The following is a 5,122-nucleotide window of genomic DNA, read 5'->3' as shown; positions in this document are numbered from 1 at the left end:
TCGCCAGCGAATTCCATATGGGCCAGCAGGCTGAGCGGCCTGCACAAAAGGGCCGGACATAAGCGTGCTGCCTTCACCTGTCGACCACCATGTCAATCGGCTTGCAATCCGGGAGGCGTCCACATAAGCATTTCCCTAGCCCTTGCCTAGCAAGGGCTAGCGGGAGATTTTCAGTTTTCGGGGGATGGGCAAAAATAGCCAATTTGTCAATCGCCATACGGTATCTGACCCCACTATTGCAAAGCATCAGCGCCCTGTAGCCCGATCCGGCGCCCTCCCCGCTGACTTGGCCCACCTCACGGGCCAGGGCCTGTCGAAGGCGGGGTTTTTCAAACTGATGGGACTGGCCAAAACCCGCGGCAAGCGGCTCTCCGACATTGTCACCGCCATGGACCACCGGCTTGGCGAGGCCAAGGGCGGCCGCCTCTACGCCTACCTCGCCGCCCTCGCCGCCGGCCCGACCGACTTCGCTGTCGCTGCGGCCCAGGTCCGTGCCGCGCGCCGCCAGGCCGAGGACGCCACCCGCCTGCAGCACCGCATCGCCCGCTTCAAGTCGCGCTTCGGAGGGGCCACGCTGGCCAGCCGCAGCGGCGATGCGCTGTACCGCATCGATCGCGATGCGGCGTTCGTGCAGACGGTTTCCGCGGTGCGCTCGGGCACGGCCCCGCTGCAGGACCTTCTGCCCTGGATGCAGGCGGTCGAGCGCGGCGACCTGGTGCTCGCCACCGCAGCCGCCGAACAGCGCTTCACCCTGCACTGAACACGCGGACGATCCCCGCTGGGCGTGAACGCTGCGGTCGTGAGCCATCGCGACGCCTGCATCGATGTCGATGCGGTGAACGCCTGGACGGGATCACCGCAGTGCATCCCGAACGTGGCCGCGCATGGGAGACCAAGCGTGGTGCGCCGGGCGGTGGCATCGCCGCGGGAGATCCTGGCCAGCACCGTCCCAGTCCAGACCCGGGCCTCACCCTGGCGAAGCTCGCGAACGGGCTGCCGGCTCCAGCAGGGGCCCGCTAGCCTGTGACGCCCCGATCCCCGGGCAGACCGGTAAGCAGGTCTCTGTGGTCGGGCAGGGCATGAGGCGGTTGGGGTGGGCGCCGCGACCTGCGCCCTGGCACGCGATGCCGGACACGCGCCAGGGTCTCGAGCTCCCGCCCGATGGCGGTCGCGGTGTCGACACCGATCTGCTCGGCCACCGCATCAATGGCCGCGATCAGGGCACTCAGCGGCGATGCGCATCATGCAGCACGGACTCGTGGCGGGGCGGTACCGGGTGTGGCGACCGCGCGTCGAGCCAGCGCCGCAGGGAGGCCAGTTCCGCTGGGGCGAGCGTGGCCAACAGAGCGCACGAGGGACCTTCGCTGGCCCGGAACGTGCCGGCCACGATCGACTTCGGGCGGCGCGTGTGGGGATCGCGCAGGGTGCGCAGTAGCGTGACCAACGGGCCTTGTTCGCGGATCTGCATGCCGGGGACTCCGGTGATGATCGGAGCAGCAAGCATACCGAGCGCCGGGCCCGACCCGACATCCCGGACAACTCCCCCTTGGCAATGGCAGATGTTGGCGCGACGGCACACCGGCCCAGGCACGGGCAGCCGCGGCTTGCCGCCCCCCCACGGGCCGGGCCTCCGCGCTGAACGCCCACGCGTGGATCGCACATTGCCGTGGGGCAGGCGAGGGGGAGGGCCGCCGACAAGGCGAAGCCCGCAGGGCTGCCTTCCTCGGCACTTCGCCGCATTGACGCCGGAAAAAAAGCCGTCACAATGGATCGCAGCAGGCCGCCGATCCGGCCGCTGTGGCGCCGCATTCGGCGTCGCGGCAAGCGGGCGGCCTGGCTTTCACGTTCATCAACCTCTCAAAGTGGAAAGCAGCATGGAAACAGGTACGGTCAAGTGGTTCAACGACGCGAAGGGTTTTGGCTTCATTACCCCGGACGCCGGTGGTAACGATCTGTTCGCGCATTTTTCGGCGATTGAAGCGGAGGGCTTCAAGTCGCTGAAGGACGGCCAAAGGGTCCGCTACGTGAAGGCGATGGGACCGAAGGGCGAACAGGCCACGAAGATCCAGCCGCTCTGAGCGGTACCGGCCCGCTCGGCCAGTCGGCCCTGCCACGCGTGGGGCTGAGCACCTTGCCCAATGGGGCAGGGCGTCTCCTCGCCGGGGGGACGCAGCCCACCCAGGATTACTTCCGCGGGGAAGGCCGGGTTGACGACTCAGGCTTCGCATTGCCTTCCAGCGTGGCCAAGCGTTCACGTGCCTCTTCGGCGCTTCGGTTGGCGGCATCCCGTTCGGCCCCCGCCACCGCGGCCGCCTGGGCCGCACTCGCTGCGGCGCTGCGTTCGGCGTTGAGCGCTTCCCGCAGTCCCGCCAGCTCGGCCTCGGCCTTGCTCAGGGCCGTTTTCTGCTCGGCGACCTGCTGCTCCAGCGCTTCGGCCATCCGGCGGGTGGCGTCGCGCTCGGCCCGCGCCACGGCGGCAGCTTCGTGGGCCTGAGCGCGGCTGTCGTGCTCGGCCGCCAGTTCCGCCCGCAGCCGCTCGAGGTCGGCTCTCAGTGCCGGCATTTCCTCCAGGCGGGCGTTGGCTACCGCGAGCGCATCGCGGGTGGCCAGCGCCGACGTTCGCTCCTTCTCGGCCTCGGTGCGGGCTTCCGCCACCTGTTCGGCGGCCGCGGCGATCGCCTTGTCGCACTCGGTGCGCACGGCCGCCAGGGCCGCTTCGCGCTGCAGCAACTCCCCCTTCAGCTTGCCGACCTCCTCCTGCAGCGCGGCGTTGTCTTCCTCGACCTCGGCCACGCGTGCGTTGGCCGCAGCCCAGGCCTTGCCTTCTGCCTCGGCACCTGGTCGCGCAGCAGCTGCAGGATGCGTGCGTCACGTTATCGTTATTTGTTATTTTATTTGAAATGCCTCGCTGGGGCCCCGGTCCCAGTGATGCAACGGAGGCCGCCAAGTGGATTTTGGGAGGAAGGGCAGCGCAGCAATGGACACCGGGGGGCTGAAGGCGAACCAGTTCAAATTGCGCGTGCTGGACAGCCCCGGCCTGGCGCGCCGGGCCAAGGACACGTACCGAGCGGACGAGGGCCAGCCACTCGCCGCCGAAGGGTGATCCGCCGCCCCATAGGCGGCGCTCTCGCAACCCTGGTCTTTGTCCGATAAGTGGAAATTTATGGCAAAGACAGACGGTGCGACGTCTCGGCACCCCTCGACTGGTCAACGCCGACGTTTGAGTCCTGCCAGTTTCTCCTTGGTTGTATCTCAATTGAGATGCATAATGGGAGCGAAATCCAAGGAGATTCCCATGGCGCATACGTCAATGCTGCACATCCGAGTGGACGACGAGCTGAAGGCACAAGCCGCGCAGCGCCTCGCCGACATGGGCCTGACCGTATCGGACGCGGTCCGCATCCTGTTGACCCGCATCGCCAAGGAGGGCGGGCTGCCTGCCGGACTGACCACGGACCCGGCCACCTATGACGCGTGGTTCCGGGCCAAGGTGCAGGAAGCGCTCGCCGATCCGGCGCCGGCGCTCCCGCACGACCAAGTGATGGCAGATGCCCAGGCCCTGATTGACCGGAAGCGCCGTGCGCGCGGTTGATTGGACGGCATGGGCCCGTGCCGACCTGCTGGCCATCGTCGACTACATCTCCGATGACAATCCGGATGCGGCGCAGCGCCTCATGGACGAGCTCGAGGCGAAGGCCGCGCAACTGCCGGTCCATCCCGAACTCTATCGGCCCGGTCGTGTTGCCGGCACCCGGGAGATGGTTGTGGCGGCCAACTACCTGGTGGTGTATGGGGTGGATGCGTTCGCCATACGGATTCTGCGGGTGCTTCATGCCAGGCAGCAGTGGCCGTCGCCCGCTGATCCGTCGGATCACAACTGAGAAAACGCCCCCCGTTTCAGAGCGGAAACACCTCCGAGCCGCGATGTCTGACTGAGGTGTTAATCTCGCACTTTCCCAACTCTCCGCCAAAGTCATGTCTGCTACATCGAAGGGCCTGGTCGTGTCGTTCACCGACCGCGACGCATACGCAAGGAGCTTGTCACCCATGCGCCTGTTGCAGTCACGGAAAAGTCGGCCCTGATTCAGTTGCTGGAGAGCAAAGGGATCGCCGTTACGGCGCGGGGGTGACAGTCGCAACCGGCGAGGAAAGTTTGCCGGAACTGGCGTTTGCCACGCTATCCGAAGTGCTGCGAATCGTCACGATGCTTCAAGGCTGGCTCCGTCAGATCGGCATATCGCGCAGCCCGTCCTCACGGCGGGCTTCGGCCAACATGGCATCGAGATCTGTCCACCATGCGCAGCTCAACCATTGCCGGCGTCGGCGCGCGCTCGTTTCACAGCTTGGCGGAACAAGGATTCCTTGAGCCACGCTTCGGGTGGTCGCTTCAAATCGAGGTGGTAGTTGCCGAACCGCTTGACCCCCGCCGTACCATACGGGCTCATGAAGGCGACATCGGCCGCGGACATCGGTTTGCCGGCAGCGTGGAGTTCTTGCATGATCCGCATCATATCGACCGTGTTCTGCAGAATCACGGCCGAGGCCACCAGATCGATATAGCGCACGCGCTTCTGCTGCTCGTTCAGATCGTTTTCGGTGGTGAAGTCCCCGCCGAAGTCCAGCCACTTGGTCAAGGCGTGATACGACTCGATCTTGTTGGTCGTCGCCGTGACTTCCTGCCGCATGTCCTTCTGCGAGATCCAGCGCAGCAGGTACACCGTGCGCAGCACGCGCCGCCGCAAACAGCCGGTTGTGCCGGCCCTCGTGGCTCAGCTTGCGAAGCAGCATTGGCGACATGACGTGGCCGGCCTGGATCGAAATTGCCACCTGCATCAGATCCTTCCAGTGGTTGCGGATCAGCTGCCAGTCGATGACATCGCTGAATAGACGGTCGATGTGCTTGTAGCGACTGCCCTTCTCCGCCTTGTAGAAGCGCAGATCCTTCCAATTGCGGATGCGCGGCATCAGCTAAATGCCGTTCAGGTAGGGAAATGCTTATGTGGACGCCTCCCGGATTGCGAGCCGATTGACATGGTGGTCGACAGGTGAAGGCAGCACGCTTATGTCCGGCCCTTTTGTGCAGGCCGCTCAGCCTGCTGGCCCATATGGAATTCGCTGGCGA

6 protein-coding genes and 1 pseudogene are annotated in these 5,122 nt (G+C 65.8%); 4 read left to right on the top strand and 3 right to left on the bottom strand.

Annotation, left to right across the window (positions count from 1 at the left end; all coding sequences use genetic code 11):
* Positions 1 to 286: 286 nt before the first annotated feature.
* Positions 287 to 760, top strand: coding sequence for a hypothetical protein (locus tag K309_RS0133835; RefSeq protein ID WP_035878839.1), 474 nt, complete (start codon positions 287 to 289; stop codon positions 758 to 760).
* 465 nt (positions 761 to 1,225) lie between these two features.
* Here the strand turns inward: K309_RS0133835 and K309_RS0133830 are convergent, their stop codons facing one another.
* On the bottom strand, positions 1,226 to 1,468 hold the full coding sequence (locus K309_RS0133830) for a hypothetical protein (protein ID WP_029050338.1): 243 nt from the start codon (positions 1,466 to 1,468) through the stop codon (positions 1,226 to 1,228).
* 406 nt (positions 1,469 to 1,874) lie between these two features.
* On the opposite strand from K309_RS0133830, the gene K309_RS0133825 reads away from it, so the two are divergent.
* Positions 1,875 to 2,078 carry a cold-shock protein gene (locus K309_RS0133825; protein ID WP_029050337.1) on the top strand — a complete coding sequence of 68 codons (204 nt, stop codon included), beginning with the start codon at positions 1,875 to 1,877 and terminating at the stop codon, positions 2,076 to 2,078.
* Between the two features lie 106 nt (positions 2,079 to 2,184).
* Here K309_RS0133825 and K309_RS39490 read toward each other — a convergent pair whose 3' ends face one another.
* Entirely contained in the window at positions 2,185 to 2,793 is a 609-nt protein-coding gene (locus tag K309_RS39490) for a hypothetical protein (RefSeq protein WP_051320762.1), read from the bottom strand.
* A gap of 502 nt (positions 2,794 to 3,295) precedes the next feature.
* On the opposite strand from K309_RS39490, the gene relB reads away from it, so the two are divergent.
* Together relB and K309_RS0133805 are read left to right on the top strand one after the other, a co-directional pair.
* Complete coding sequence (gene relB / locus K309_RS0133810; RefSeq protein ID WP_029050336.1) at positions 3,296 to 3,592, top strand: type II toxin-antitoxin system RelB family antitoxin; 297 nt, start codon at positions 3,296 to 3,298, stop codon at positions 3,590 to 3,592.
* Positions 3,579 to 3,881, top strand: a complete 303-nt coding sequence (locus tag K309_RS0133805) for a type II toxin-antitoxin system RelE/ParE family toxin (protein ID WP_029050335.1) — start codon at positions 3,579 to 3,581, stop codon at positions 3,879 to 3,881. The genes relB and K309_RS0133805 overlap by 14 nt, the downstream gene beginning before the upstream one ends.
* A 423-nt stretch (positions 3,882 to 4,304) precedes the next feature.
* On the opposite strand, the pseudogene K309_RS41210 reads toward K309_RS0133805, so the two are convergent.
* Positions 4,305 to 4,968: pseudogene (locus tag K309_RS41210) on the bottom strand (Tn3 family transposase); the annotation flags it as partial.
* Positions 4,969 to 5,122 lie beyond the last annotated feature (154 nt).

Source organism: Cupriavidus phytohabitans (genome assembly GCF_000426345.1).
Classification (GTDB): domain Bacteria; phylum Pseudomonadota; class Gammaproteobacteria; order Burkholderiales; family Burkholderiaceae; genus Cupriavidus.
The sequence above is the reverse complement of the archived record's forward strand: the minus strand, read 5'-3'. Positions and strand labels throughout refer to the sequence as shown.